Source organism: Paraburkholderia sp., from assembly GCF_036488795.1.
Classification (GTDB): domain Bacteria; phylum Pseudomonadota; class Gammaproteobacteria; order Burkholderiales; family Burkholderiaceae; genus Paraburkholderia.
Genome location: NZ_DASXHA010000103.1, coordinates 20,530 through 47,186, shown reverse-complemented (window position 1 = coordinate 47,186; position 26,657 = coordinate 20,530). Strand labels below are relative to the sequence as shown.

Annotated in this window: 23 protein-coding genes and 3 pseudogenes; 11 read left to right on the top strand and 15 right to left on the bottom strand. The window is 63.6% G+C overall.

All coding sequences use genetic code 11. The features are described from left to right. The 3 genes and pseudogenes from VGH41_RS15095 to VGH41_RS15085 all read right to left on the bottom strand — a co-directional run. Window positions 1-420: pseudogene (locus tag VGH41_RS15095) on the bottom strand (mechanosensitive ion channel family protein); the annotation flags it as partial. A gap of 41 nt (window positions 421-461) precedes the next feature. Then, window positions 462-695, bottom strand: coding sequence for a hypothetical protein (locus VGH41_RS15090; RefSeq protein ID WP_331598265.1), 234 nt, complete (start codon window positions 693-695; stop codon window positions 462-464). Window positions 696-760: 65 nt separating this feature from the next. Next, a complete protein-coding gene (locus VGH41_RS15085; RefSeq protein ID WP_331598264.1) occupies window positions 761-1,648 on the bottom strand; it encodes a DMT family transporter in 888 nt (295 codons plus the stop codon). Window positions 1,649-1,759: 111 nt separating this feature from the next. Between VGH41_RS15085 and VGH41_RS15080 the strand changes: the two genes are divergently transcribed. Further along, the gene (locus VGH41_RS15080) at window positions 1,760-3,217 is read left to right on the top strand and encodes a PLP-dependent aminotransferase family protein (protein WP_331598263.1); all 1,458 of its coding nucleotides are present in this window, start codon (window positions 1,760-1,762) and stop codon (window positions 3,215-3,217) included. Window positions 3,218-3,236: 19 nt separating this feature from the next. Here the strand turns inward: VGH41_RS15080 and VGH41_RS15075 are convergent, their stop codons facing one another. From VGH41_RS15075 to VGH41_RS15065, 3 genes are all read right to left on the bottom strand, one after another. Beyond that, entirely contained in the window at window positions 3,237-4,322 is a 1,086-nt protein-coding gene (locus VGH41_RS15075) for a TAXI family TRAP transporter solute-binding subunit (protein ID WP_331598262.1), read from the bottom strand. Window positions 4,323-4,396: 74 nt separating this feature from the next. After that, the gene (locus tag VGH41_RS15070; protein ID WP_331598261.1) at window positions 4,397-5,491 is read right to left on the bottom strand and encodes a zinc ribbon domain-containing protein; all 1,095 of its coding nucleotides are present in this window, start codon (window positions 5,489-5,491) and stop codon (window positions 4,397-4,399) included. A gap of 363 nt (window positions 5,492-5,854) precedes the next feature. Continuing rightward, entirely contained in the window at window positions 5,855-7,363 is a 1,509-nt protein-coding gene (locus tag VGH41_RS15065) for an MDR family MFS transporter (RefSeq protein ID WP_331598260.1), read from the bottom strand. A gap of 109 nt (window positions 7,364-7,472) precedes the next feature. Between VGH41_RS15065 and VGH41_RS15060 the strand changes: the two genes are divergently transcribed. Beyond that, window positions 7,473-8,159 (top strand): TetR/AcrR family transcriptional regulator, encoded by a 687-nt coding sequence (locus VGH41_RS15060; RefSeq protein WP_331598259.1) that lies wholly within the window; start codon window positions 7,473-7,475, stop codon window positions 8,157-8,159. 26 nt (window positions 8,160-8,185) lie between these two features. Here VGH41_RS15060 and VGH41_RS15055 read toward each other — a convergent pair whose 3' ends face one another. Then, window positions 8,186-9,184, bottom strand: coding sequence for a phosphotransferase family protein (locus VGH41_RS15055; RefSeq protein WP_331598258.1), 999 nt, complete (start codon window positions 9,182-9,184; stop codon window positions 8,186-8,188). Between the two features lie 481 nt (window positions 9,185-9,665). Continuing rightward, entirely contained in the window at window positions 9,666-10,385 is a 720-nt protein-coding gene (locus VGH41_RS15050; RefSeq protein WP_331598257.1) for a ribonuclease activity regulator RraA, read from the bottom strand. Between the two features lie 658 nt (window positions 10,386-11,043). On the opposite strand from VGH41_RS15050, the pseudogene VGH41_RS15045 reads away from it, so the two are divergent. After that, window positions 11,044-11,500 (top strand): annotated as a pseudogene (locus VGH41_RS15045) (response regulator). A gap of 106 nt (window positions 11,501-11,606) precedes the next feature. On the opposite strand, the gene VGH41_RS15040 reads toward VGH41_RS15045, so the two are convergent. From VGH41_RS15040 to VGH41_RS15025, 4 genes are all read right to left on the bottom strand, one after another. Then, window positions 11,607-12,182 (bottom strand): Fur family transcriptional regulator, encoded by a 576-nt coding sequence (locus VGH41_RS15040; protein ID WP_331598256.1) that lies wholly within the window; start codon window positions 12,180-12,182, stop codon window positions 11,607-11,609. An 88-nt stretch (window positions 12,183-12,270) separates the two neighbouring features. After that, complete coding sequence (locus VGH41_RS15035; RefSeq protein ID WP_331598255.1) at window positions 12,271-13,848, bottom strand: tetratricopeptide repeat-containing glycosyltransferase family protein; 1,578 nt, start codon at window positions 13,846-13,848, stop codon at window positions 12,271-12,273. A 130-nt stretch (window positions 13,849-13,978) separates the two neighbouring features. Continuing rightward, complete coding sequence (locus VGH41_RS15030; RefSeq protein WP_331598254.1) at window positions 13,979-14,605, bottom strand: glutathione S-transferase family protein; 627 nt, start codon at window positions 14,603-14,605, stop codon at window positions 13,979-13,981. 29 nt (window positions 14,606-14,634) lie between these two features. Continuing rightward, on the bottom strand, window positions 14,635-15,261 hold the full coding sequence (locus VGH41_RS15025; protein ID WP_331598253.1) for a glutathione S-transferase family protein: 627 nt from the start codon (window positions 15,259-15,261) through the stop codon (window positions 14,635-14,637). A gap of 183 nt (window positions 15,262-15,444) precedes the next feature. On the opposite strand from VGH41_RS15025, the gene VGH41_RS15020 reads away from it, so the two are divergent. From VGH41_RS15020 to VGH41_RS15010, 3 genes are all read left to right on the top strand, one after another. Further along, window positions 15,445-17,109, top strand: a complete 1,665-nt coding sequence (locus VGH41_RS15020; RefSeq protein WP_331598252.1) for a nuclease-related domain-containing DEAD/DEAH box helicase — start codon at window positions 15,445-15,447, stop codon at window positions 17,107-17,109. A gap of 170 nt (window positions 17,110-17,279) precedes the next feature. Next, window positions 17,280-17,792 (top strand): molybdopterin-dependent oxidoreductase, encoded by a 513-nt coding sequence (locus tag VGH41_RS15015; RefSeq protein WP_414696660.1) that lies wholly within the window; start codon window positions 17,280-17,282, stop codon window positions 17,790-17,792. Then, complete coding sequence (locus VGH41_RS15010; RefSeq protein WP_331598251.1) at window positions 17,762-19,591, top strand: ATP-binding response regulator; 1,830 nt, start codon at window positions 17,762-17,764, stop codon at window positions 19,589-19,591. The genes VGH41_RS15015 and VGH41_RS15010 overlap by 31 nt, the downstream gene beginning before the upstream one ends. Window positions 19,592-19,673: 82 nt before the next feature. Here VGH41_RS15010 and VGH41_RS15005 read toward each other — a convergent pair whose 3' ends face one another. Then, complete coding sequence (locus VGH41_RS15005; protein ID WP_331598250.1) at window positions 19,674-20,528, bottom strand: helix-turn-helix domain-containing protein; 855 nt, start codon at window positions 20,526-20,528, stop codon at window positions 19,674-19,676. Between the two features lie 438 nt (window positions 20,529-20,966). Between VGH41_RS15005 and VGH41_RS15000 the strand changes: the two genes are divergently transcribed. Beyond that, window positions 20,967-21,608, top strand: a complete 642-nt coding sequence (locus VGH41_RS15000; RefSeq protein WP_331598249.1) for a C39 family peptidase — start codon at window positions 20,967-20,969, stop codon at window positions 21,606-21,608. A 67-nt stretch (window positions 21,609-21,675) separates the two neighbouring features. Here VGH41_RS15000 and VGH41_RS14995 read toward each other — a convergent pair whose 3' ends face one another. Beyond that, a complete protein-coding gene (locus VGH41_RS14995) occupies window positions 21,676-21,885 on the bottom strand; it encodes a hypothetical protein (protein WP_331598248.1) in 210 nt (69 codons plus the stop codon). 107 nt (window positions 21,886-21,992) lie between these two features. Between VGH41_RS14995 and VGH41_RS14990 the strand changes: the two genes are divergently transcribed. Next, window positions 21,993-22,301, top strand: a complete 309-nt coding sequence (locus VGH41_RS14990; RefSeq protein ID WP_414696659.1) for a hypothetical protein — start codon at window positions 21,993-21,995, stop codon at window positions 22,299-22,301. Window positions 22,302-22,307: 6 nt separating this feature from the next. Here VGH41_RS14990 and VGH41_RS14985 read toward each other — a convergent pair. Then, window positions 22,308-22,418, bottom strand: a pseudogene (locus VGH41_RS14985) (GntR family transcriptional regulator); the annotation flags it as partial. 171 nt (window positions 22,419-22,589) lie between these two features. Here VGH41_RS14985 and lhpI point away from each other — a divergent pair. The 3 genes from lhpI to VGH41_RS14970 all read left to right on the top strand — a co-directional run bounded on the left by lhpI (window position 22,590) and on the right by VGH41_RS14970 (window position 26,597). After that, entirely contained in the window at window positions 22,590-23,537 is a 948-nt protein-coding gene (lhpI, locus tag VGH41_RS14980) for a bifunctional Delta(1)-pyrroline-2-carboxylate/Delta(1)-piperideine-2-carboxylate reductase (RefSeq protein WP_331598247.1), read from the top strand. A 141-nt stretch (window positions 23,538-23,678) separates the two neighbouring features. After that, complete coding sequence (gene zwf / locus VGH41_RS14975) at window positions 23,679-25,157, top strand: glucose-6-phosphate dehydrogenase (protein WP_331598246.1); 1,479 nt, start codon at window positions 23,679-23,681, stop codon at window positions 25,155-25,157. 195 nt (window positions 25,158-25,352) lie between these two features. After that, window positions 25,353-26,597, top strand: coding sequence for a sarcosine oxidase subunit beta family protein (locus VGH41_RS14970; protein WP_331598245.1), 1,245 nt, complete (start codon window positions 25,353-25,355; stop codon window positions 26,595-26,597). Window positions 26,598-26,657 lie beyond the last annotated feature (60 nt).

Genomic DNA, 26,657 nt, shown 5'->3' with positions numbered 1-26,657 from the left:
ATCGGTGGCCGTCGCTCCGGTCTCACTCTGCACAATGTGCAACTGCCGGGCGCGCAACGGCAGCGAACATTGCGCGTCGGTCAGAGTTTGGCGCACCTGGCGCGCGAGCTCCCAGCGCATGTCCCAGAACACGTCGATGTTCGACCAGACGCGGATATTCAGCACCGCCGTGCTGTCGTCGAAGCGACTGACCATCACCTGCGGCGCGGGCTCCTTCAGTGCACGCGGGTCGGCAGCAGCGAGGGTGCGCAGCGCCTGCAGCGCACGATCCACGTCATCGCGCACCGAGATCTCCACTTCGAGATCGAGCCGGCGCGTCGGATTGCGGCTGTAATTGCGGATCGAGTTGCTCCACAGGGCGCTGTTCGGCACGTATTCGCAGATACCGTCGGCCTGGGTCAGGCGCGTGGTGAACAGGCCGGCGCAGGCCGGACGACTTCTTTGCCCTGGTTTTGCGGCGCTCAGCCGTGCGAGTAGCGCTCGCCGGTCGCCGGATGACCGCCAGGTTTGTGGTGCGTGGTCTTGCGCTTGAGCGCGTGGCTGGGCTGGCCGTGCGGCGCTTGAGGCTGCGCATGCGAATTGCCCTGATTCGGCGTGGTCTGGCCCTCGCCGAAGGTAAACGTCTGCGATGTTTGCGCGAATGCGCTGGCGGACAGCGTCAGCGCTGCGAGTGCCAGACAGTTTGAAAGCTTCATGAATCCTCCTTTTTGATGAAGCGCGTCAGGATACATGAATGTGCCGGGCGCCCACTTTTTGCGGTTCATCCCGCGGGCCGCGCCGGCGCCGCCTGCGAGAATTTTCGCGCACCCGCCACACACGCGACCACGATCACCGTCACGACGATCATTACCGGCGGCACCTGCTCATGCAGCAGCAAAGCGGCCAGCAAGAGTCCGAAAAACGGCTGCAGCAACTGCAACTGCCCAACACTGGCAATACCACCCAACGCCAGCCCTCGATACCAGAACACGAAACCGATCAGCATGCTGAACAGCGACACATACGCGAGCCCCCACAGCGCGCCCTGACTGACCCCCGCGAACGACGCCGGCCACGCCCACCACGTCAGCGGCGCCATCAGCGGCAGCGATAACACCAGCGCCCACGAAATCACCTGCCAGCCGCCGAGGTGGCGCGACAGCCGCGCCCCTTCCGCATAGCCGAGCCCGCACGCGACGATGGCAGCGAGCATCAACGAGTCGCCAAGCGGCGATGCGTTCAAGCCGTTGCGCACTGCGAAGCCAACAACGGCACAACTGCCGAGCGCCGAAAATAGCCAGAAGGCCCGCTGCGGCCGCTCGCCGCCACGCAGCACACCGAAGATGGCGGTTGAGAGCGGCAGCAAACCGATGAACACCACCGCATGGGCCGACGTGATGTGCTGCAACGCGAGGGCGGTCAACAACGGAAACCCCACCACCACACCGAGCGCGACCACCAGCAGGGGCAGCATGTCGCGCCGCGCGGGGCGGGTCTCGCGAAACACCGCGAGCAGGATGAGTCCGAGCGTGCCGGCGATCGTCGCACGGGCGACGGTCAGAAAGATCGGATCGAGCCCTTGTACGGCAATCCGTGTGGCCGGCAGTGAGCCGCTGAAGATCAGCACGCCCAGCATGCCGCTCATCCAGCCGTTGGCGGTCTTGTCCATGAAAACGTCCCGATGCGCGATAAAACGTCAAGCATCCTCCAGACAGGCAAAAAGGGTAAGCTACGGATCAGTACAATTCATGTGAACTGTACTGAACATGGAGCAGTACAGATGACGGAAGCAGGCCCACACAGTCCGCTCGACGAGACGGCGCCACGCACGCGTGTCGAGTTGGTGATGGACGCGTTGCGCGAACGCATAGCCGGCCGCTCGCTGATGCCCGGCGCGCGCGTGCCGTCGATCCGCGTGATGACCGAGACGCTTGGCGTGTCGAAATCGACGGTGGTCGAGGCCTACGAACGGCTCGTCGCCGAAGGGGCGATCGTCGCGCGGCGTGGTTCCGGATTCTTCGTCTCCGGGCATGCGCCGCCGCTGGCGCTGGCCGATCTGGGCCCGAGTCTCGACCGTGAAGTCGACCCGCTGTGGCTTACGCGGCAGTCGCTCGAGGCGGGGCAGACCATGCTGAAACCCGGGTGCGGCTGGCTGCCCGCTTCGTGGTTGCCGGAAGAGGGTATGCGCCGCGCGTTGCGCGCGGTCGCGCGCGACCCGCACGCGCCGCTCGCCGAATACGCTACGCCGCCAGGCTTGCCGGCACTGCGTCAGCAACTTGCGTGGCGGCTCGCCCAGCACGGCGTTGATGCGCCGGCCGAGCAAATCATCCTGACCGACGGCGGCACTCACGCGTTGGACCTGGTGTGCCGCTTCCTGCTGGAGCCGGGTGACACGGTGCTGATCGACGATCCTTGCTATTTCAACTTTCAGGCGTTGCTACGGGCGCATCGCGCGCGCATCGTCAGCGTGCCCTACACGCCGTCCGGGCCGGACCTGGCCAGCTTCGAACGGGTGTTGATCGAGCATCGGCCGCGTCTCTACGTGACGAATTCGGCGATTCACAATCCGACCGGCGCGACCCTGGCGCCGGCCGTCGCGCATCGTTTGCTGAAGCTGGCGGGTGAGCATGATCTGCTGATCGTCGAAGACGACATCTTTGCCGACTTCGAAGACGAAGCGGCGCCACGTCTTGCGGCTTTCGACGGTCTCGCGCGCGTCGTGTCGATCGGCAGTTTCTCGAAGACGCTGTCGGCGGCAGTGCGCTGCGGCTTCATCGCGGCCCGCGCGGACTGGATCGAACCATTGATCGACCTGAAGCTGGCAACCTCGTTCGGGAACAGTCAACTGGCGGCGAGCGTCGTGCACCGGCTGCTGCTGGACGGTACCTACCGGCGGCATCTCGAAGCCCTGCGCGCGAAACTTGCCGACGCGATGGGCGAGACCATTCGTCGCCTGACGCAAGCGGGCCTCGAAGTATGGACACGGCCCAAGGCGGGTATTTTCGTGTGGGCCAGCCTGCCCGCTTCGCTCGATGCGGCGCAGGTCGCGCGTCATGCGCTTGCGGATAACGTGGTGCTGGCCCCCGGCAATGTGTTCAGCGCGTCGCACTCGGCGACGGCTTTTCTGCGCTTTAACGTGTCGCAATGCAACCGGCCGAAGGGCTACGAAGTATTGCAACGCGCAATGGATCGGGCACAGCGCGCGCCTGCGCGGGAAGCCGCGCTGGAGCAGCCGTGAACGCTACACGCTTGCCGGGCTACTTGCATAGCAACAGCAGACGCGCCTGATCGCTGCAGTTGGACTTGGGCGGCGCCTTGTCCTCGCTCTGCGCCGCCGCCGGCACTGCCGCTGCATTCATCGCGGCGCTGCGCTGCGCGAGACACGTGCGCAAGTGCCGCTCGACTGGCGCGTAGTACTGCCAGCCCTTGCCGAGATTCGGCAGTTCCATCTTGACCTGCTTCCACTTCGGGTGCCCGTGCTCCTGCAGGTTGTCGAAGTTGGTGCACAGCGAATCGGCGAAGCGGTTGAGGTTCACGACGGTGTCGCGCAACCCGTAATCGTAGGTCACGAGAAAGGCCTTCACGGTAAACGTGGGCACGTCTTCTTTCAGCCAGTTCGGGTAGCTGCTCACGTGAATCGTCGCGGGAAAATAGGTCTGCTTCGCGCGCGCCGTTTCAGGTGCGGCTGGATCGACGCGCAGCAGGCGGATCTGCGCGAGGAGATCGGGATTCATGTCGGTAAAGAGCTTGGCCGGTTGACCGACCACGACGATCGCCACGTCGATCTTCTTCACGATCAGCGCGGCGAGCGCGTCCTCGTTGCTGAAGTGCTGGACGTTCTGATCGGGAATGGGCTGGCCGAACATCAGGCGGTAAATGGTGGTGGCGGATTGCGCGGTACCGCTGCCTACCAGCCCGACGCTAATGTTCTTGTCCTTGATTTCGTTGATGGTCTTCAGCGGTGAATCGGCGCGCACGACGAAGTTAATTTCCTCGTCGTAGAGCGGCATGATGAGTCGCAACGGGCGGATCGCCTGGCCGGCATCCGCGTTGCCCGCATTCGCCATGTCCACGTAAGCCTGATAAACGTCCGACTGCACGAGCGCGAGTTTGACGCCGGGCTCGAAACGCATGCGCTGTACGTTTTCCGCCGATCCCTTCGACGGCATCACCTCCAGATCGATGCCGGCCGGCTGGGCGACCCATTTCGCGAGATCCGCGCCGAACTGGATATAGGTGCCGCGTTCGGGCCCGGTGACGATCTTGTAGTGCGCCGTATCGGCGAGAGCCATCGATGACGCCAGCATCAACCCCAGCCACCCCGCCAGAATTTTTTTGAGCATGGTGTTTCACCTATCGGTCTGGTTTTAACAGGCTTTCGCGGCAAGCCGCGTGAAGCGTCGGTCAGTCAGTAGTTCTATTGCCCGGGTGTTGCGCCTGAGGCCGGATTCGTTGTGGCCGCTGCCGTTGCGGGATGCTTCCAGCCGGACGCCGCAATTGCGCGTGCCTGTGCGTCGAGACTGCCCGGCGCGTTGGCTGGCGCCGACGCCGCCGCCGTCGGGGCGGGCGCGGCGGGTGCCGTGGCCGGCGTCGAGGTCTGGGCGGCATGGACGGCGGGCGCCGCGTGACCGCCGAGCGGGCTCCAGCCCGTTTCGACAATCGCGCGTGCCAGCAGGCCTTTCGCCTCGGGACTGCCGCTGTCGATCGCGAGCGCATCGCTCGCGCTGTGCTCCACGCAGTTCCACAAATGATCCTTGACGCATACCTGCGCGGTCTGCAGCGCGGCGTCGCGACGCTGCTCGAGCGGCGACAGTTCGTGCTGGAGGTTTTGCGCGTCGGCGTTGTTCGGATCCATCGACAGCGCCGCGTTGACGGCGGCTCGCGCGCCGGTCAGGTCGTTGCTCTGCCGGTGCGAGCGCGCCGCGTGCAAGCTCTCGGGGACGTCGCGGTAGTGCGGCACGACGCCGGGTTGCACGACCGGCCGCGGCGGTGGCGCGGCCGCTACATTGACCGGGGCATTGACCGGTGGACGGACCGAGCCGGTGCTCGTGGGTGCGCGGGTCGAAGGAGTGGAGGGCGCCGGCGTATTGGGCGCATAAGGTGCAATGGTGCCGGCCGTTGTTTTGGCATCCTGCTCATCGCCGGACGGTGCCGGCTGGCGATCGCTCAAAAGCGTATATCCGCCATAACCTAGTACCGCGACGACAAGCACAAGCAGTCCGCGCGTCAACATCCAGCGCGGGCTGACCGGCGAGCCGAGCGGCAGATGGCCGAGCGGAGGAATGGGGGCATCCGGGGACGCGAGATTCGGCACTTCCGGTTCCCGATGCATGTCCGGCGCTATCGCGCGATGGCCCGGCGCGCCTGCACCAGCAAAGCGCGCTGGCGGATCGTCCGCGAGCGGACGCGCAGTGCCGCAATAGGGGCACACGTCGGAGGGCTGATACAGCGCTCCGCCGCAACGCCTGCACGGCGACGGAAAACTCTGGCCAGGAGTAGTCTGGGTGGACATGCTGTGGACCCACCTGAGAAAGGCGATGCCGTTACGGCATGCTCCAGATCGTGGTCGAGGCAGCATGGAATGTCTGCGTGAATCACGATCCACATGCGCTGGAGAGCAGCGGGCACGATCCGTGGTTCGGGGCCGCCGCTAGGGACAATATGTGGGCTTTCGAGGTGTACGTCAATCGACGTTCTCACCTACCGTGTGTGTTATAGCGCACACGGTGGCGGTCCGTTTTGCCGCACATGTCGGCAAAACGAAGCAAGGAAAGGGATTTTTCACGCTGCCGTGAGCGCATCTGCAGATTGATTGGACAAAACGCAACGCACGAGGCCGGTGCAGCGGAGAACCGGCCTCGTATGTGTGCAGTGCTTAATGCTTACGCAGCGGGTGATCTTTGAGCAGCCATGCGAGCACGAAGGCGAGCACCACCACACACGCGGCGGACAGATACACGGTATGTAATGCGCCGGCAAAGGCCTGCAGATAATCGTCGTGCAGTGCCGCGGGCAACTGGTGAATCGCTGCCGGTCCGAGTGAATGAGGCAACTCGGTGTCCGCGGGAATCAGCGTTTGCAGGCGTGCCGCAAGGCCGTTCGAAAACACCGCGCCGAAGGCTGCCACACCCACCGAGCCACCTATCGAACGAAACAGCGTGGCGCCCGAGGTCGCTACACCCATGTGCCTGAATTCAACGGTGTTCTGCACCGCGAGAATCAGTACCTGCATCACCATACCCAGACCAAAACCGAGCAGGCCCATGTAGAGATACATCACATGAATCGGCGTGGAAATCTGCAATCTTGCGAGCAGCATCATCGCAACGGCGACGAGAAACGTGCCGCCGATCGGGAACATCCGGTACTTGCCGATCTTGCTGATGACGCGCCCGGTGATGACCGACATGATCAGCAGGCCGCCCATCATGGGCAGCATCTGCATGCCGGCTTCCGAGGGCGTCGAACCCTTGACGACTTGCAGATAGAGCGGAATGAACGTGACCGAACCGAACAGCGACACGCCGATGATGAAACCGATCAGGCTGCTCAGCAAAAAGGTGCGCTGCCTGAACAGTTCGAGCGGCATGATGGGTTCGGCCGCGCGCTGTTCTTCGTAGATGAAACCGCTAATGCAGACCAGTCCCATGACGAGCGTGAACCACAGTTGCGGCGACGTCCACGGCAGGATGGTGCCGCCTTCGCTGGTGAACAGGATGATGCAGGTGAGGGCGCCGGCGAGAAACGCTGCGCCCATGCAGTCGATGGTGTGCCTGATGTGAGCCGTGTGGGGCTTGAATACCGCACCGATCACGGCCAGCGCGATCACGCCCAGCGGCAGGTTGATGTAGAAAATCCAGCGCCATGACAGATGCTCGACGAGGAATCCGCCCAGCAGCGGTCCGATCACCGTGGCGAGTCCGAACACGCCACCGAACACGCCCTGGAAGCGTCCGCGTTCGGCAGGCGGGATGACATCGGCAATCGCGGCCATGGTGACCACCAGCAGACCGCCGCCGCCGAGACCCTGCAGTGCGCGCAGCACGATCAGCTGGGCCATGTTCTGCGCCACGCCGCACAGCGCCGAGCCGACCAGGAACAGCACGATAGCCGCCTGCAGCACGATCTTGCGACCGAACAGGTCGCCGAACTTGCCGTACAGCGGCACGACGATGGTCGAGCTCAGGAGGTACGCCGTGACCACCCACGACAGATTGTTGAGACCGCCCAGATCGCCGACGATGGTGGGCAACGCAGTCGACACGATGGTCTGGTCGAGCGCGGCGAGCAGCATCACGAGCAGCAGCGCCGGAAACAGCAGGCGGATGGGGGGATGCTGAGTCCCGGTGGCGAGCTCGACAGGAGTAACCGTACGTTGATCCATGAAATAGCAACCCTTTGAACGCATTGAATGCGGGGTTAAGAGGGCATTGAAATTAATTAACTTAGAGATTAATATATGCGACATCACCCGATTCGTCAAATGGAATGCAATGACTACCTCTGAGTCCGCCGCGCGCACGCCGCAACAGGCCGCGCGCCGCCCAGGCAGGCCGAGCGGCAGCGCACGCGGGCCGGAGCAGCGCGAGCGCCTGCTCGACGCCGCGCTCGCGCTGTTTGCGCGCCAGGGCATCGTCGACACGACGCTTGGCGCCATCGCGCGGGAAGCCGGTTTCACGCCGGCCATGATGCATTACTACTTCAAGACCCGTGACCAGTTGCTCGACGTGCTGATCGACGAACGCTTCCTGCCGCTGCGCGCCGCGCTAGGCGGGCCATTCGAAGCGAATCCGGACGACCCGGTGGCGGCCATCACGCAACTCGCACGCCGCATGGTGGAGGTGGCGCAACAGCACCCGTGGTTTCCGCCGTTGTGGGTGCGCGAGGTCATCAGCGAAGGCGGCCTGTTGCGCCAGCGCATGCATGAACGTTTCGGACATGCGCATCACAAGGCGTCGCTGGAGATGATTGCGAAGTGGCAAAAGGAAGGCCGGCTGAATGCGGAACTGGAGCCGTCGCTGGTGTTTCTGACGTTGCTGGGCCTGACCATCTTGCCGCTGGCGACCTCGAAGATGTGGCGCAACGATCCTGTACGGCGCAGTCTGAGCCCGGACGATATCGCGCGCCACGCCGTTGCATTACTGGTGCACGGCGTGGGGCCGCAAGGCGCCAAAAAATAGCGGCTTGACCGTCCGTCGTGCCCGAGTCAAAGGCTTCCGGATTCGGCGGCGTTCAACACGGTGTCCGCTATGCCAGCCAGTTCATCGGCGCGCTGCGTCAAGCCGGCCTCTTCAGCTGCAGCGAGAAACGCCGTGATCCACAATGCGCTGTAGAAATGAATCGCGCGCTGCTCCTGCGTGGATGCGGCCGAGCAGCGCACCAGTTCCTCGCCATAGAAACGTCCGGCCTCGCCGACGTCCGCTGCGATGTGGGCAAGCGTGGTGCCGACGGCCATCAACGGGTCGCCGTAGCAGACGAAGTCGACGTCAATCAGGCCGCGCAAGACGCCGCGCTCGACGATCACATTCCTCGTGGTCAGGTCGTCGAGAAAACAGGTGGGGCGTAACGTAGCGAAGTACGGCTCGAAAGACCGCCGCGCGAGGCGCAGGCGGTGGCGCAGGTGTTCGAGCCGTGGCGCGCTGTCCAAGGGCGTTTCCGTGGAGGGCGCCCCGAAAAGATCGGTCCACCGCGCGCAGGCCGCATGTCCGCCAATCGGAGCCCAGCCGAATCCGTTGCTTTTCGGCAGGCTCGCGACCCGCCTCTGCCAGTCGGCGACGGTCCCGGCAATGTGCGTCGCTTGCGCCGCGTTCAATTGCGCGAATTCGAATTGCAGATCGCGGCCCGGAATCCAGTCGAGAATCACAAACGAGCCGTTCGCCCCCCTCGTTCCCGAAGCCAGAACAGTGGAGACGGGCAATCCCAACTGACGTAACGCGTCGAGATTGTGGCTCGTAAAGGCGAACGTGCTGGAGTGCGGACTGACGCGCACGGCGACGACCCGGCCATCGGCCAGTTCTGCCTGGAAGATGGCATTGCCGCTCTGGGTGAATACTTGCCGGTTGATACTCAGCGGTTCGACCCGCAATGCTGCGTGCACCAGTCGCGCGGCTTCGTCGTCCGAAACAGGTGTAGCGGGCGTGCTGACATTCATGTTGCCGTGTTCGGGCTCACGACGAGCCTGCGCGGGGTTCGATGTATCGGCCAATGGGTGCGCTCGTGATTTTGGTCTAGCAACTGCGGCAAGCAACGCAGGCTACGGTATGGAGCGAAGTTCGGCCGTGGCGGGCCGGCCGGGCGAAATAGATTGCACAGCCAGGCAAACCGGCTTGCGGCTATTACAGCGGACACCAAAGCATTGCCGCAACGCTCAGATATTGTGATTTGTTACGAGGCGTTATCGTGGCGAAAGGTCGCCGGCGCAGCGTTGCCAGGAGGCCGGAACGGGGAAGCACATGTCCCTTTATATGGCGGGCTTGCGCGAGAGCGTGGGAGCGCCATGGTTGCATGACAACAGCAAAGTCATGCCGGCCGCGGTGTAATTCGTGGTGATCGTCGGTAACGCAGCGAAACAAATGGAAAAGATCGACTCGCGTCGAGGCAGCACAGGGGCGCCGGTCCGCGGCGACTTTCGCGCCGCGGACCACGCCATGTGATGGCGAGGCGCTTCAGCCGCGCCTCGTACGCGCTCACTGACCGCGCGCTTTCTTCCACTCCTCGTAAGCCGCTTTGGTGATGTCGTTGGGCGGATAGGTGCCCGGCAACGCGGCGCCTTCACGAATCCGCTCGGTCAGGAACTCTTCGAGCCGCTCCTGTTCCGCTGCTGCTTGCGCGACCTCGGCGGCCATTTCGCGTGGAATGACCACGACGCCGTCCGCATCGCCGACGATCACATCGCCCGGGAACACGGCCACGCCGCCGCAGCCAATCGGCAGATTCATATCCACCGCATGATGGCGCAGCAGATTCGGCGGTGCGCTCGCGCCCGCGCAAAACACCGGCAGGCCGAGCGCGGCAATCGTCGTGCTGTCGCGTACCGGACCGTCGGAGACCATGCCGGCCACACCGCGCACCTGCAGCCGTTGCGTCAGGATCGAACCGAATGACGCGCTGTTGCGCTCGCCGCGGCAATCCTGAACCAGCACGTGCCCGGCAGGAATGGTTTCGACGCATTTGCGCTGCGCGTACTCAGGATTCGCAAACAGCTCGAGAACGTCGATGTCCTCGCGCGACGGAATATTACGCAGCGTAAACGCCGGCCCTACCAGGTTGGCGCCGGTGTGTCCGGCAAGCGGCGCGACCCCCTGCATGAAGGCGTTGCGCAGTCCGCGTTTGAACAACTGGGTGGTCAGCGTGGCCGTGCTGACGTGGCGGAGGGCTTCGAGTGTGACGAGATCGAGTTCGTGCATCTTGAGCTCAGTGTGGTTCCGGTTGATGAAAGTGCCGTCGCACTGGACGACTTCGCGTGATGATGAAGCGCCGGTTCAAGCCCGCTGACTCTGGCATCGAGCGGGAAACCGCCAGCAACGAATTTAGCACTCGCTGAGAACGTCGCTCGCGAAATGGCAGACGAATGGAGTCATCGTTTACACCTAAACTGAACAATGCGATGAGGATAGAAATGGCATGACGTCATGCAGGTTTTGCCTGCTGCCTGCACGGCGAGAGCGAATGCCGCACGCGTCTGAAAGGTCCATCGGCAGGCAACATACAGTGACCAGACACACGTCGTGACGGGCGCACGCGCCGTTCGCCGCATCAGCCGGGCCCGTCCATGAGGGGCGGAACAGACGAGGCACGCCGCATGCTACATACGGTCAGGCTTGACAAAGCCGACCCCGAATCTTCGCGGCCGGCCTGCAGTACAGGCGCGCAACGCGTCAGACGCAAACGCGCTGTGATTTTCACGCATGTGACTTGCCGTTGCGCTACCGTGCGTTGCGGCGCTCAGACACTTGCGGGGCGTATCGTGTGATGCGGAATGCAACTCGTCGCGCGAAAGCGAGTCGGATGTTGCGAGCCGCACATTGCCCGCGACAAGCAGTCCGTGACAATGGGCGCGATACAATGGCCTCCTTATCGGGCCTAACCTGCTTTTTAGCAACAACGCAAAATGAACGGAGTGTTGAGACTCGATCAGGCAACCATCGTACTCGTCGAAGATGACCCGCAGAGCCGGGAATCGCTGACGCGGTTGCTTGAATCGGAGGGCGCGCAAGTCGTCGCCGTGGCGGACGCGGAAGAGGGCGTCGAAGCGGCGATGCGATTGTTACCCGATGCAGTGGTGTGCGATCTCGAACTGCCTTGCATGGACGGTTTCTACCTGATCCAGCGGCTGCGCGATCATGAGATACGCGGCGATCACGCGCCTGCCGTTGCGGTGGCGCTGACCGGTCATACTGACGATGCTTATCGCTTGCGCAGTATTGGCGAAGGCTTCCAGCATTTCATGACCAAGCCTGCGCGGCCAGATGATCTGGTCGCATGGCTGCACGACGCGATCGACGCACGCGCCGCGGGCTGAGCGCCGCTGCCTTGCCGTTGAACCCGCTTGCATCTGCACGGCAAGCGGGTGACGAACTGTCGCTGTGCGTGCGTGGACTCTTACGCAGCGTCAACCCGCGCAGTTGTCAGATGGCCTTGGTGGCGTCTGGTGCCGGCGCACCTTCGGCGGCCTGACATGCCGAACACAAGCCCTTCAGCTCGATCTCGTCGCTGGCGAGACGATAACCCGCGTCTTCGATCTGCGCGACGAGCGCCTGGCGCAGCTTCGGTTGATGCAGTTCCGTCACATTGCCGCACTGCTGGCACACCACCAGAATGCCGTGCTGACATTGCGTCAGATCGTGGCACACGGTGAACGCATTGATCGATTCGATCCGATGCACGAGACCCGCTGACAGCAGAAAGTCGAGTGCCCGGTACACGGTGGGCGGAGCCGAGCCTGGATGGATCTGGCGCATGTCGTCGAGCAGCGAATACGCCTTGGTAGCGCGCCCCGAGTTCAGCAGCAGTTCCAGCACCTTGCGGCGGATCGGCGTCAGTTTCTCGCCGCGCTCCCGGCAATATTCTTCGGCCATGACCAGCGCGGCTTCTGGCGACGCGGCATGCGCGTGCCCGTGATCATGCGCATGCGCGGTTTCACGCGTCGTTTCACGGGCAGGGGTGGCTTTTTCAGCGGCCGCGGAGGGCTTTGCGTTCTTCATGGGGCGATTATAAGGTCCATCGCGATTATGGCAGAGCGCCCTGTGGCGGCAACGCCCGCTGGCGCGCACGCCACGGCAGGATGCTTGGTCAGTTCCGTGGCCACGCGTCGAGCGCCGCTTTCATCTCTGCGATCACATTCGACCAGTCGCCGCGCGCCGTTTGCCGGAACAGGCGCACGCCCGGATACCACGGACTGTCGCTGCGCGTCAGTTGCCAGCGCCAGTCCGGCGTGAACGGCAGCGCAATCCACACCGTCTTGCCCAGCGCGCCAGCCAGATGCGCGACCGCCGAATCGACGCTGATGACCAGATCGAGCGGGTCGATCAGCACGGCGGTATCGGCGAAGCTCGAAAGATTCGCGGAGAAGTCCCGCAGCACGCCACCATCGACGAGTCGCGTAAAGGCGGCGCGATCTTCATCGCGGAGATCTTTCTGCAACGAGACGAAATCCGCTTCGGCGTCGAACAAGGAGGCCAGTGCCTGCAGCCGCATCGAGCGATTGCGGTCGTTCACATGTACTGGATTGCCGGCCCAGACAATGCCCACGCGCGGACGCCTTGCGCGGCCGTCAAACGCATGGCTGAGCGGCGTGCTCCCGGTTGAGTCGCAGACCGCCTGCAAATATGGACCTGATGGGGTGAGATCCGCTGCACGGATTTTCAGTGCGAACGCGAGACTCATGGTCGGGCAGTGATAATCGAACGGCGGCACCGGCGCGTTCTCGCCAATCACCTCCGCCACGCCCGGATAGCCACGCAACAGCGGCAGCAGCGCGTCCTGCGTCCGCAAGATGACGCGTGCACCCGCGGCGCTCAGGCGGTCCGTAAAGCGCAAGAATTGCAGCGTATCGCCGAGGCCCTGTTCGTGATGCACGAGAACAGTTTTACCGGCAACGGCTTGTGCGCCGGTCCACAATCTGCCCGGGTCGAAGCCATGCTCCATCGTGCCGTCGCGCCAGCGCCATTCGTACTCGCGCCAGCCGTGCTCGAATTCGCCCAGCAGCAAATTGGTTTGCGCGCGGTTGGTCCGCGCGCCCGCGTCGTTCGGGTCGAGCGAAACGGCCTTCTTGAACTGCTGCAAGGCCTCGTCGAAACGGTGCAGGTCGCGCAGCGCCACGCCCAGATTGACGTAGGCGCGCACGAAGTCCGGCTTCAGCCTGATGGCATGGCGGTAGGCGGCCATTTCGTCGTCATGGCGGCCCATCGCGCCGAGCAGACTGCCCTTGTTGTAGTGCGCCTCGGCGAGTCGCGGATGGCGCGCGGTGAGACGCTCGAACAACTGCAAGGCCCGTTCGTTTTCACCGAGCTTTGCGAGCGACAGCGCCGCTCCGTGCAGCGACGCAACATGATCCGGCGTGTCCACGAGACAGCGCTCGAACAGTGTGACCGCGTCCGCATGACGCTCCGCCAACTGGCAAACGTGCGCAGCAAAGTAGAGCTGAGCGGACGACGGGGCCGCCGTGTGCTGCAGCGCGCGCGTCAGGTAGTCGGCGGCCCGTTGAGGGTCGCCCTGTTTGGCGGCGATATAGCCCAGTCCCTCGAGCGCTTCGCCGTGGTCCGGTGCGCGCGCGAGAATGCCGTGCAACAGTTGCGCTGCTTCGTCGAGCTGTCCGGCGCCGAATTTCTGCTGCGCGGCGCCGAGCGTGTGTGCGATGTCCTGGATCATGTTCTATATGGGCACAGTTGGCGCCTGCACATGCTGCGAATTACCTGACGAAGCATGGCAGAGGCGGCCCCGGGCACCGCAACCTTGCCGGGCATCTCCAGCCCTGCATGCTCGATGCCCAAGCCTGCCTTCAGTCGAGTTTCGCCGCGAAGCCGCGTTGCACGCCGGGGCGTGCAAACAGCGTTTCATACCAGCGCTGCACGTTCGGATAGGTGGCAAGGTCGACTTTGTGTCGTTCATGCCGCCATGCCCAGCCGAGAATGGCGAAGTCCGCCACGGACAATGCGCCCGCGACGAACTCCACCTCGGCCAGCCGCCGGTCGAGCACGCCGTACAGGCGCCGTGTTTCATCCGAAAAGCGCTTCAGACCGTAGCGCCGGTCGGCTTCCGCTTCGAGCGCGGCGAAATGGTGCACCTGACCGGGCATTGGACCGAAGCCGCCCATCTGCCACATCAGCCATTCGAGCACCGGCACGCGCTCGCGCAGGCTGGCGGGCAGGAATTTGCCGGTTTTTTCGCCCAGATACAGCAGGATCGCGCCGGATTCGAACACGCTGATCGGACCGCCGCCCGGACCGTCCGTATCGACGATGGCCGGAATCTTGTTGTTCGGGCTGATCCGCAGAAAATCCGGCTGAAACTGCTGCCGCTCGTTGATGTTGATGGGGACCACCGTGTACGGCAGTTCCATTTCTTCCAGGGCGACGCTCGCCTTGCGGCCGTTCGGCGTGCCCCACGCGTAGAGCGTGATGGTCATGGCAGGGATCCCAGTACGTTCAGAGTGGCTCAGGTCAGCGGAAAATCCACGTATTTCTTGAAGCCGGTGCGCGTGGCGAGGCGCGAGTACCAGCGTTCGAGATTCGGCAGCGACGGACGCTCGACGCCTTCCAGCCCGAACCAGCGCTTCGCGTATGAGCCGATGACGATATCGGCCAGTGTGCACGTGTCGCCTTCGAGAAAGAAGCTGCCCTGCAGATGCGTATCCAGCAGCTTCCAGAGCGTGGTCACGGCGGCGATGTCGGCGGCGAGTTTCGCTGCGTCGCGTTCGGCGGCGGGCGTACGCACGACGGCCCAGAACACCGGGCGCTCGGCGGGTTGCAAGGTGGAGAGCGACCAGTCCAGCCAACGGTCGATGCTCGCGCGCTGCTTCGGCTCATCCGGGTAGAGCGGGCTGGACGGACCGTATTGCATCACCAGATAGCGCAGGATCGAGTTTGATTCCCACAGCACGAAGTCGCCGTCGACCAGCGTGGGAACGCGGCCTGTGGGATTCATCGCGAGATAGTCGGGGTCGTTGTTCCGGCCAAACTGAAGGCCGGCGTCGATGCGGTCATACGGCAACACCAGTTCGTCGCAACACCACAACACTTTCTGGACGTTGACCGAGTTGGCGCGTCCCCAGATCGTAATCATCCGGTAAATCCTTTTCGCTTGGTGGTTGGCAAGCCGCGCGCCGCGCGGCGTTCAACCAGCAACGATACACGAAGCGGCTTGTTCTTACCGGGGGCCGGCCACGGACGCCCCCCGGATCGCCGGCCGCCGGACCGCCGGCCGCGTTGCGTACAATGTGCGGACCCGAATACGACGAGGCATCGCATGGCCCGCATTGTCCCCGACGACTGGAAAAATCTTGCCGCCACCGGCGCGGCCGTGCGCGAACGCGAAACGCTCGCGTTGCTGGAAAGCGCTTTGCCCGACACCTACACGGTGTATCACGGCGTGCACTGGACGCGACTCAATCAGGGCTTTTCGGTGTTCGGCGAGGCGGATTTCGTGATCGTCAGCCCGTCCGGGCGCGTGATGATCGTCGAGCAGAAAACCGGCTTCCTGCGCGAAACGCCCAAGGGCCTCGTCAAGGTCCACATGCAGACCGAACGGAACGTGGCGATTGCACTCGCGCGCACCATCGAAGGCATGCACCGGCGCTTTACCGCGGCGTTCGGCGCGGGCACCTATTTCATCGAGGAATTGCTGTATTGCCCGGATCACGCGGTGAAAGATGCGGCGATCGCCGGGGTGAACCCGGCGCGTATCGTCGATGCGACGCGTAAGGACCAGTTCGCCGCGATCGTCCGCGAGGCGTTGCCCGCGGACGAAGCGCGGCTTGCCTGCGCCGCGAAGATCCACCATTTTCTCGCCGACGAACTCGCGTTGACGCCCGACGCCAGCGCGCTGGTCGGCCAGGCCGGCACGCTCGTCACGCGACTGGCGGGTGGCCTCGCCACGTGGGCGCGGCGGCTGGAATTCGAGCCGTTCCGCCTGCGCGTGATCGGCACCGCCGGTTCGGGCAAGACCCAACTGGCGGTCCAGGTGATGAAGGACGCGGTGGCGCGCGCCCAGCGGCCGCTCTATGTGTGTTTCAACCGGCCGCTGGCGGATCATATTGCCCGCGTGGCGCCGCCCGAGGCGAAGGTGGCGAACTATCACCAGCTTTGCGACTGGATTGCCCGCGACGGCGGCCGCACACCTGACTTTCAGGCGCCCGACATCTTCGATCAGCTCGAAGCGGGCTTCGTTGCGACGCCAATCGACGCGCGCTGGCAGTTCGACGTGTTGATCGTCGACGAAGGTCAGGACTTCCAGCAGCCGTGGGTCGCCGCGCTGGAGCGCCTGCTGCGGCCGGGCGCGGCATGGTGGTGGCTGGAAGATCCGCTGCAAAATCTCTATATGCGCGCGCCGGTCGATCTGCACGGCTGGACCACGCTGAAGGAAACCACCAACTACCGCAGTCCGCGCGACATCCTCGACTACCTGCGCGACGTGGTGGGCGGCTCGGTGCCACTCGCGGCTGGGCTCGCCTCCGGCAGCCCGTTCGACGGCTCGGATATTTCGCTTTCCACCTACGACGAGGCGCATGCTGCGCAGAGCTGCAACGATGCCACCAAGCGCGCCATCACCCAGGCGCTGTCATTGGGTTTTCGCAAGCAGGACATCGCGGTGCTGTCGTTCCGGGGCCGCGAGGGTTCGGTACTGAGCGCGCTGGATCAGCTCGGGCCGCATCGGCTGCGCAGCTTCACCGGCAAATACGATCTGTTCGGCAACCCCGAGTACCGCGAAGGCGACGTGCTGCTGGAATCGATCTACCGCTTCAAGGGCCAGTCGGCGCCGTGCGTGATCCTGACCGAGGTGGATTTCGACAGCTTCGACGAACGTGTGGCGCGCAAGCTGTTCGTCGGCGCTACCCGGGCAACCATGAAGCTGATCATGGTCGCGTCGCAGCGCGCGGCGGCGCATCTGCATCTGCTGGACGGCAAGGACTAAAGGCTGTTGCGGCGGGCGCACAAGGGCTTTTTGAAGCACTTCGGTTTGACGCCATGATGCGTCCGGTTCGGCGCTGCGGCACCAGCAGCAACGGGCGAATGCGCGCAGGTTACACGCAATCGCTGAGACACACTGAACCAAGAAAACCAATGAAAAAAGGGGCCGTTGACATGCACTACTATAAGAGAGGCGCGCGGTGGATCGCAGGACTGGCGATCGCGCTGATGACCACGCTGGTCGCGCCGGATGCGCCGGCGGCGACGCTGTCGCTCGACGTGATGGGCAAAATTGCCATCACCACTGATCCGTCGCACACGGTCTATCACTTCACGCAGGCTCAGCTTCTGGCGATGCCGGCTCATTCCATTACGACGTCGACCGAATGGACCGCCCGCTCGACTTTCACCGGTCCGTCGCTCGCGGATATCCTGAAGCACGTCGGCGCACAGGGCACGGAGATCGAGGTGCGGACGCTCGACGATTACACGGACATCATTCCGCTCTCCGATATCGACCGCTACGGGGTCATCATGGCGTATAGCATGAACGGCAAGCGTCTGAAGGTCAGCGACTTCGGTCCGCTGTTTCTCATTTATCCGCGCGACAACTATCCGACCGAACTCACGGGCGCCGATGCGAACGCGAAATTCGTATGGCAAATCAAGGCTCTGATCGTCAAGTGATGCCGCACCGTCTGCGCCGCGTGCTGCTGGCGGCCGTCTGGCTCACCGCGCTGGCGGCGCCGGTCGGCGCGATCGGCTACCTGCTGTACGCCAACCTGCTCAATCCGCGCGCGACCGCAGAGCTAACCGGCAACTACGACGGCTTCTACTGGGACGCCGCGCAATTGCAGATTGCCTACGCGCGCCTCGAAAACCAGTTGCTGCTGTACCGCAGCGGCGCCGACGTCGACTACCCGCGCCTGCAACTGCGCTTCGAAGTGCTGCAGTCGAAGCTGCACGTGATGGACGGATCGACGCGCATGCTGGCAAACCAGCTGGCGGTGCTGCAGCGCCAGCAGGCGGAAATTCATTCGCTCGAACAGATGCTCGAGGAGCTCGAGCCCGAACTCGACGCACTGCCGCAAGATGGCCGCCATGCCGACCGGATCGTCGCGGTGTTGCGTGCGCACTGGCAGGACGTCACCGACCTCGCCTTGACCCGGCGCTTCGCCGACGTAGCAGACCGCGAGGCGCTCGGCCGCGACTTCCTGTCGAAGCGCCGCATGCTGTTTGCGGCGGGCATCATGCTGGTCGTGCTGTCCACCGCTGCCACGCTGCTGCTGCTGGTGAACGGGCGCCGCCGCAGCCGTCTGATTCGCCAGCAGCGCGCCGCGCTGGAAGCCGAGCATCAGGCCACGCGCGCGGCGCACGAGGCGAGTCTTGCGAAAGACGCGTTTCTCGGCATGATCAGCCATGAGTTGCGCACCCCGTTACATGCGATCGTGTCGTCCATTGAACTGCTCGGCCTCAACTTTCATTCCGAGGCCGATCGCAAGGTGATCCAGCGGCTCGACAGCGCGGCGCGGCATCTGGAAGCGCAGATGCGCGATCTGACCGATTACGCGCGCCTCGGCGCCGGCAAGCTGGAATTGCGTTACGAGCAGTTCGAGCCGCGCGAACTGCTGGCCTCGATCGTCGACGAGCACACGCCGGCCGCGCACGCGCGCGGCCTCGCGCTCGACAGCGAAGCAAGCGGATTGACCGGCTGCGTGGATTCCGACCCGCACCGCATCCGTCAGATCGTCAGCAACCTCGTGACGAACGCGATTCGCTACACCGAGAAGGGCTCGGTGAAGGTGCGGCTGATCCAGCGGCTGGCAGTGCTGACCATCATCGTGAGCGACACGGGGCCCGGAGTGCCGTCCAGGCAACTGCCGCTGATGTTCAAGGAATTCACTCAACTCGACGGCTCGCGCACGCGGCGTTTCGAAGGGGCGGGCATGGGGCTCGCGATCGTGCAGGGGTTGTTGAAGCTGTTCGGCGGCAACGTGGCAGTGGAGAGCAAGGTGGGCGAAGGCACCACTTTCACCGTGACGATTCCGGTGGGACCGGTCGAGCCCGCCGTCCCCGCGGAGACGGAAGCGCAAAGCGCGCGCGCTATCGGCCGCTCGCAGGTGCTGATCGTCGACGACAATGCGCTGATTCGCGAGTCGCTGTGGGAAATGATCACCCATATGGGCTACGACGCGACCGCCGTGGGCAATGCTCGCGATGCGCTGGCCTGGCTGGACGGACGGCGCTGCGACGTGGTGTTGCTCGACCTGCATATGCCGGATCAGGACGGCTACACCTTCTTCGCCGAATTCAGCGAGCGCGGCGGACCGTCCGCCGGTGCGGCGGTGATCGCGGTCAGCGCGTATCCGCCGGAGACGGCGTCATCAGAGGCAGGACCGTTTTTCGACTATCTGGTGAAGCCGGTTCATTACGAGGATTTGCGCGTTGCGTTGCTGCGCGCGCTGGCGGTGCGCGCTACGGCTTGATGGCGGGTGTGCCTGGATGCAGGGAGGTGGTCTCCACGGCACTCACGCCTCAGGCATGCATCAAGCCCGCCTCAGGCACGCATCAAGCCCGATTCAGCCGCTTCGACAGATCCGCGACCAGAATGCCCATACGGGCCGGTTTCTCGTAGCACGCCACGTTGTAATTGCGAATGATCTCGCTGATCTCCGATTCGCTGGCCTTGCCGGTCAGCAGTTCGCCGGTCAGCACGAAGACCGGCGCGTCCGGGTTTTCCGACGCACGCACCGTGCGAATGGCCGCGGCAGATGTCTGATTGCCGAACAGCCAGTCGATCACCACCCCATCGAATACCTGGGTCTGCAACTGATCGACGAAAGCCGACAGACCGTAGATAGCCACCGCCGCGAAACCGCTGCGCTCCAGATAGTCACGCAGGTTGTCGGCGGAGGCCTGGTCGTCGTCGACAACCGCGATCAGCGGTTTGTCCGCCTCCGCACGACGCGGATAAATCTCGATCTTGTGAACTTCATAGGCGCTTTGATAGAGCGCGCCGTCATGCCGTGTCACGCGCCATTGCCCCTGTTTGCAGTAGGCGACGAATTCGGGGCGGCTGCCGGGCTCAAGTGCCGCCCCGACCCAGGCCGTGCAGGCGACTTCGAATGTGCCGATGGAAAACACCGCTTCCTGGGCGATGGCGCCCACCATGCCCGGGTCGAGCGATTGCGCGCCGAACAGTTGCGCCGCGGGTTCGCCGAATACCTCGGCGACTTTTTTGATCTGTGACAGGGTCCACGGGCTATTGCCGCGCAGTTTGCGGTGTCCCTGCGAAAAACTCAGATCGAGAATGCGGCACAGCTCCGTGGTCTGCTGCCGTTTACCGATGCCGTGACGGCTCATCAACTCGCGCACGCGTTCCGCGACTGCGATGGAGTCAGGTGAGGTTGCTTCGTTGGCCATGCTGCGTGGAGGTCCGGTCTTTATAAAAATGCTATCTGGTGAAGGACGCGATAAGACTTGACGGCGCTGTCTGGGCGCCGTCTGCTTGCGAGCCGACCGGCCACGCTGGGAGAGCAAATGTACAGCAAAAAAATGCGGCGTTGCTGCTTTCGTGCAGTCGCCGCGTGCCTGCTTTGGCGATGCCGTTTGAGGCAACCCCGGCAGATTCGTCGCTTCAGCCGTCCCCGTTACATGTTCGGCATTTTACCGAGGAAAACAGCACTCACCTGTAATCAAATGTGATCCACTGCGGTTTTTTGTGGCGTTGCTCGCGAGGCCTGCTCCGGGCGGCACGGGATTGCACGCGCCTCGCAGGCCTGCGAAGATTGCGCGACCTTGTTTCGCCACTGCGCTTTCCAGGCGAATTCCGTCTGCCATGCATTGCCCTTCACTTCACAGATGACCGCCACGAAAAACCATACCGTCCGTCACACCGGCGTACCGTACTACTCGCAATGGGGCAGCCCGCAATGGGTGCGGGCCATCGTCGAAGACGACGCCGACCCCTGCGCCGATCCCACCTGGCAACGCACCGGCTTTACCGAACCTGATCACTATCGTTTCTGGGCGCCGCGTCTGTGCGGCCTGACCTGCCTCGAATCGGCACTGGACTTCTGGGACATCGGGCATGCGCCGCGCGCTTGCCTGCTCGACGAAGCGCTGCGTCATGAGGTCTACCGGATGCGCGAGGATGGCGGCGTCGACGGTCTGATCTACCGTCCGTTTGCCGGCTGGGCGCAGAGCGCGTTCGGTTTGCAGGTGGAGGTTTTGCCGGAAGTGGGGCTGGAGGAGATTGCCGGCCGTATCGACGCCGACACGCTGGCGATCATTTCGGTGAGCCCGGAAATCCGTCGTCCGGACGAACCGAACGCGCAACGTGGCGGGCATCTGATCCTGCTGCACGGGCGGGATCGCGACGGCATCTGGTTTCACAACCCGTCGGGCGTGGCGCCATACCAGGCCGATGTCTATCTGCCCTTCGCCACGGTAGAACGTTTTTACGCGGGACGCGGCATGACGCTCAGGCGAGCGTCCCGCTAGACATCCTGGTCAGCCTGCCAGGCCCGATTTCTGCTCAGGGGCAGATGAGCGGCGCGTGCAGCGCCGCTCAGTGCTGGCCGCCACGACGGGCACGCAGAGCGAGATCGTCCGGAGCGTCTTCGTCGTGACCGGCCGCCAGCATGACCTGATACAGGCTGTGACGCTCATAGGAACGCCACATCAAGCGTGCAATGCGGCGGATCGTTGTCCTCAGCGAAAGCGGCATGGCCCGCGCGGTGGAACTGGCGACGTGGGATGAAGCGGATGGATTGGACATTGCTGTGCCTCGCCAGGGTTAATACCTAAGTTGAAACGAGTATAAGCGTTTCAAAAATGCTGATGTGCGGTGCAGCAAATGTTTCGCTGGAGTCCTGAGGAGCGGCTTTGTATCAGCCCTTGATCGACTTGCCGACGGGAGCCGCCATGAACCGAGCACGAACCCTGATCGCCACGAGCTGCCTTGCCCTGGCGGCGGTCAGCGCGGCGCACGCCGCCAGCCGAGACGACGAGGAAAAAGCCTGCCGCGGCGACGCGCTCCACTTTTGCAGCGCCGAGATTCCGGACACGGACAAGATCACCGCCTGCATGAAGCAGCACGTCAATCAATTGAGCCCGGGCTGCCGCGCGATGTTCAAGCAAGGCCGGCATTCGACCGATCAGCCGGGCGAAGGCAACCCGCCCAGGTCGGATTGATGCCTGCTTCGGCGCAATATCGCGGCGCACCCGTATGATGTGCTGCTCGACATGGAAGGCCGCCGCATCTGCATCGCCGCCCACCATGGCCTCGTAGATCAGCCGGTGCCCGGACAGTTCGTCACGCCGCGCGGTTGCTGTGTCACCAAGGCTGGTCTACATTTTGCCCTGAGGGCTGCGGACAGGCGCTCTCGGCCGTCGCGCCGGGTGCGGACAGACAAGGCCCCAAAAGTCCCAGCCCCAATGGCCCAGGCCTCAATGGCCCAGGCCTACCGAGAAATCAGATCCATGACCCAGCAGACCACACCGATTTTCGATGCCGCCGCGACCGCGCGGCTCACGCCTTATGCAGAACTCGTCGACGCATTGAAGACCGCGTCCGTCGATTACGCGCAGCAACGCATCCTGAGCCCGGAGCGCCTCGTCGTGCCGCTGAACGACGGCGGCATCATGCTGTCCATGCCGGCCACCGCGCCGGATCTCGGCATCCACAAGCTGGTGAACGTGTGTCCGGCGAACGGCCCGCGCGGCTTGCCGACTATCCACGGCCAGGTGATGGCCTTCGACGCGGACACCGGCGCGACGCTGTTCATTCTCGACGGCCCGACCGTCACTGGCCGGCGCACGGCCGCCATGTCGATGCTCGGCGTGCAGACCTTCAAGGGCGGCGCATCGGGCAAAAGCGCCGCGCGCGAGTTTCTGCTGATCGGCACCGGCACCCAGGCCGCGAATCATCTGGAGGCGATCGGTGAACTGTTCCCGGATGCACAGGTGCACGTGCAGGGCAGCTCGCTCGCCAGGGCAGAGGCGTTTTGCGCCGCGCAGCGCGGCAAGGCGCGCAGTGTGCAGCCATTGACGACTGCGCAAGTGCCGGACGCCGTGGATGTGGTGATCGCTCTCACCACCAGCCGTCGGGCCGTCTATGACGAAGCGCCGCGCGCGGAGCGTCTGGTGATCGGCGTGGGCGCCTTTACGCCGGCCATGCTGGAGATCGGCGCGCGCACGGTGCACGGCAGCGCGCTCTACGTCGACGATCTGGCCGGCGCGCAGCACGAAGCGGGCGATTTCATCCAGGCCGATGTGGATTGGACCCATGTGACGGGCATCTCGTCGATAGCGGATGCCTCAGCGGCACTGCCCGCTGCGAGCACGCCGGTTCTGTTCAAAAGCGTCGGCTGCGCGGCGTGGGATCTGGCCGCCTGCCGGGTAGCACGCCACGCGCTTGGCCGCAACTGAAAGCACGACCGTTCGACGCTGTCATGCACACCGGCGTGCAAACAATCCAAAAACGTTGCACCATAGACGTTTGCCGGAAAATGCCGGCTGCCCGGCATTTTTGCCCTTGACTGACGCCTATTACGACGGTGCGACCGCGCTATGATTACTCAACACGCTTCTGCCACACCCGACCTGCCGCTCGACATGATCATCTTCGGCGGCACCGGCGACCTGTCGTTTCGAAAGTTGCTGCCTGCGCTCTATATGGCGCATCTGCACTGCAATCTGCCGCCGGAAACCCGCATTCTCACGATTGGCCGCAAGCCGTGGTCGCGTGAAGAATACATCAGGGAATTCATGGAATTGAAGGCGAAGCCCTTCATCGAAAAGAAAGCGTTCGAGGCCGCCGCGTGGGACAAATTCCTCGCGCTGTTCGAGTACGTACGCATGGACGTGGATTCGGTCGAAGACTATCAGCGCCTGAAAGAGGCCTCGCGCCCGGGCGTGCGGCGCGTGTTCTATCTGGCCACTTCGCCGGACCTGTTCACCACTATTTGCGACAACCTCTCGGCGGCGGCTCTGATCGACGAGCATTCGCGCGTGGTGCTGGAAAAACCGCTGGGCCACGATCTGGCGTCGGCGCAGGAAATCAACACCGCAGTTGGCCAGCATTTCGATGAAGCGCAGATCTACCGGATCGACCATTACCTCGGTAAGGAAACGGTGCAGAACCTGATGGTGCTGCGCTTCGGCAACGCGATTTTCGGGCCGCTGTGGCAGGCGCCGTACATCAAGAGCGTGCAGATTACGGTGGCGGAAACGGTCGGCGTGGGCAGCCGCGCGGGCTTCTACGACAAAACCGGCGCGCTGCGCGATATGGTGCAGAACCACTTGCTGCAGTTGCTGTGCATCGTTGCGATGGAACCGCCGGTCTCGCTCCATCCGGATGCGGTGCGCGACGAGAAGCTCAAGGTGCTGCGCTCGCTGCGTCCCATGACGCCCGAAGACATCGCACGCGACACGGTGCGCGGCCAGTACACAGCCGGCGCGGTGAACGGCGAAGCAGTGAAGGGCTACCTCGAAGAAGACAACGTGCCGCCGAACAGCCGCGCGGAAACCTTCGTCGCGTTGCGCGCGCAGATCAACAACTGGCGCTGGGCCAACGTGCCGTTCTTCCTGCGCACAGGCAAGCGTATGCAGAAGAAGGTGTCGGAGATCGTGATTGAATTCTCCGAGCTGCCGTTCTCGATCATCCCGAGCGGTCCGCGCCACTACGGTAACCGTCTGGTAATCCAGTTGCAGCCGGAAGAATCGATCCAGCTGCAAATGCTCGCGAAGGAACCGGGTAGCGGCATGCATATGCTGCCGGTGAACCTGAACCTCGACCTGCAGCAGGCATTCACGGAGCGTCGTGCGGAAGCGTATGAGCGTTTGCTGATCGACGTGATTCGCGGACGTCTCACGCACTTCATGCGCCGCGACGAACTGGAAGCCGCATGGGCATGGGCGGAACCGATCCTCGATGGCTGGCAGAAGTCGGGCGAGCGGCCGCGCAACTACACGGCCGGCACGTTTGGTCCGTCGGCTTCGACCACGCTGATCTCGCGCGAAAACGAGGTATGGGCGGAAGAGTCGTAGCCAGTCTGACTGGCAAGTTGGAGTAATGCGTTGCAAAGGCGGCCGCTGGATCGGGCCGCCTTTGTTGTTATTGGGCCTTGCGGGTTAATATTTCGACGCTGTTTGCGTCTGATCGTCGCGGCAACGTCTCGTCGACGACGGTTGCCGGTCTCGCCGTGAACGTCGTCGAATGCCCAACCTGCAAGGGGCCCACCCATGAGCCGCTATTCGATATTCAGTTTGTTGCGCAACGGGCTGTCGCATCACGAGAACTGGGAGCGGCAGTGGAGGAGCCCGCAGCCAAAGCAGGAATACGACGTGGTGATCGTCGGCGGCGGCGGACATGGTCTTGCCACTGCTTACTATCTTGCGAAAGAGCATGGCGTGCGCAATATCGCGGTTCTCGAGAAGGGCTGGATCGGCGGCGGCAATACGGCGCGCAATACGACCATCGTGCGTTCGAATTATCTGTGGGACGAATCGGCCGCGCTGTATGAGAAGGCCTTGAAGCTATGGGAGAGCCTGGCGCAAGAGCTCAACTACAACGTGATGTTCAGCCAGCGCGGCGTGCTCAATCTCGCGCATACGCTGCAGGAGATGCGCGATACCGCGCGCCGTGTCAACGCAAACCGCCTGAATGGCGTGGATGCCGAGTTCCTCACGCCGGAACAGATCAAGGCAATCGAACCGACGCTCAACCTCAACAGCCGTTATCCGGTGCTGGGAGCCTCCATTCAGAGGCGCGGCGGGGTGGCGCGTCACGACGCGGTGGCGTGGGGTTTTGCGCGCGGTGCGGACCAGTATGGCGTCGACATCGTCCAGAACTGCCCGGTCACCGGCATTCGCCGCAACGGCGGCGCGGTGACCGGCGTCGATACCGTGAAGGGTTATATCAAAGCGAAGAAAGTGGCCGTGGTCGCCGCGGGCAACACGTCGACGCTGGCCGATATGGCCGGGGTGCGTTTGCCACTGGAAAGCCATCCGTTGCAGGCACTCGTCTCCGAGCCGATCAAGCCGGTGCTCAACACGGTGATCATGTCGAATGCGGTGCACGCGTACATCAGCCAGTCCGACAAGGGCGATCTGGTGATCGGCGCGGGCATCGATCAATACACGGGCTTCGGTCAACGCGGCAGCTTCAATATCATTGAAGGCACCCTGGAAGCGATTGTCGAAATGTTTCCGGTGTTCTCGCGCGTGCGGATGAACCGGCAGTGGGGCGGCATTGTGGATGTGTCGCCGGATGCGTGTCCGATCATCTGCAAGACCGACGTGAAAGGTCTCTATTTCAACTGCGGCTGGGGCACAGGTGGTTTCAAGGCGACCCCAGGGTCCGGTTGGGTATTCGCGCACACCATCGCAAAGGACGAGCCGCATCCGTTGAATGCGCCGTTTTCGCTGGAGCGTTTTTATAGCGGCCATCTGATCGATGAACACGGCGCTGCCGGGGTTGCCCACTAACGTACGCAACGCAAAGAATTGCGTGGAACCCGAGTCGGCGCTCTGCATGCGATCAAAGTA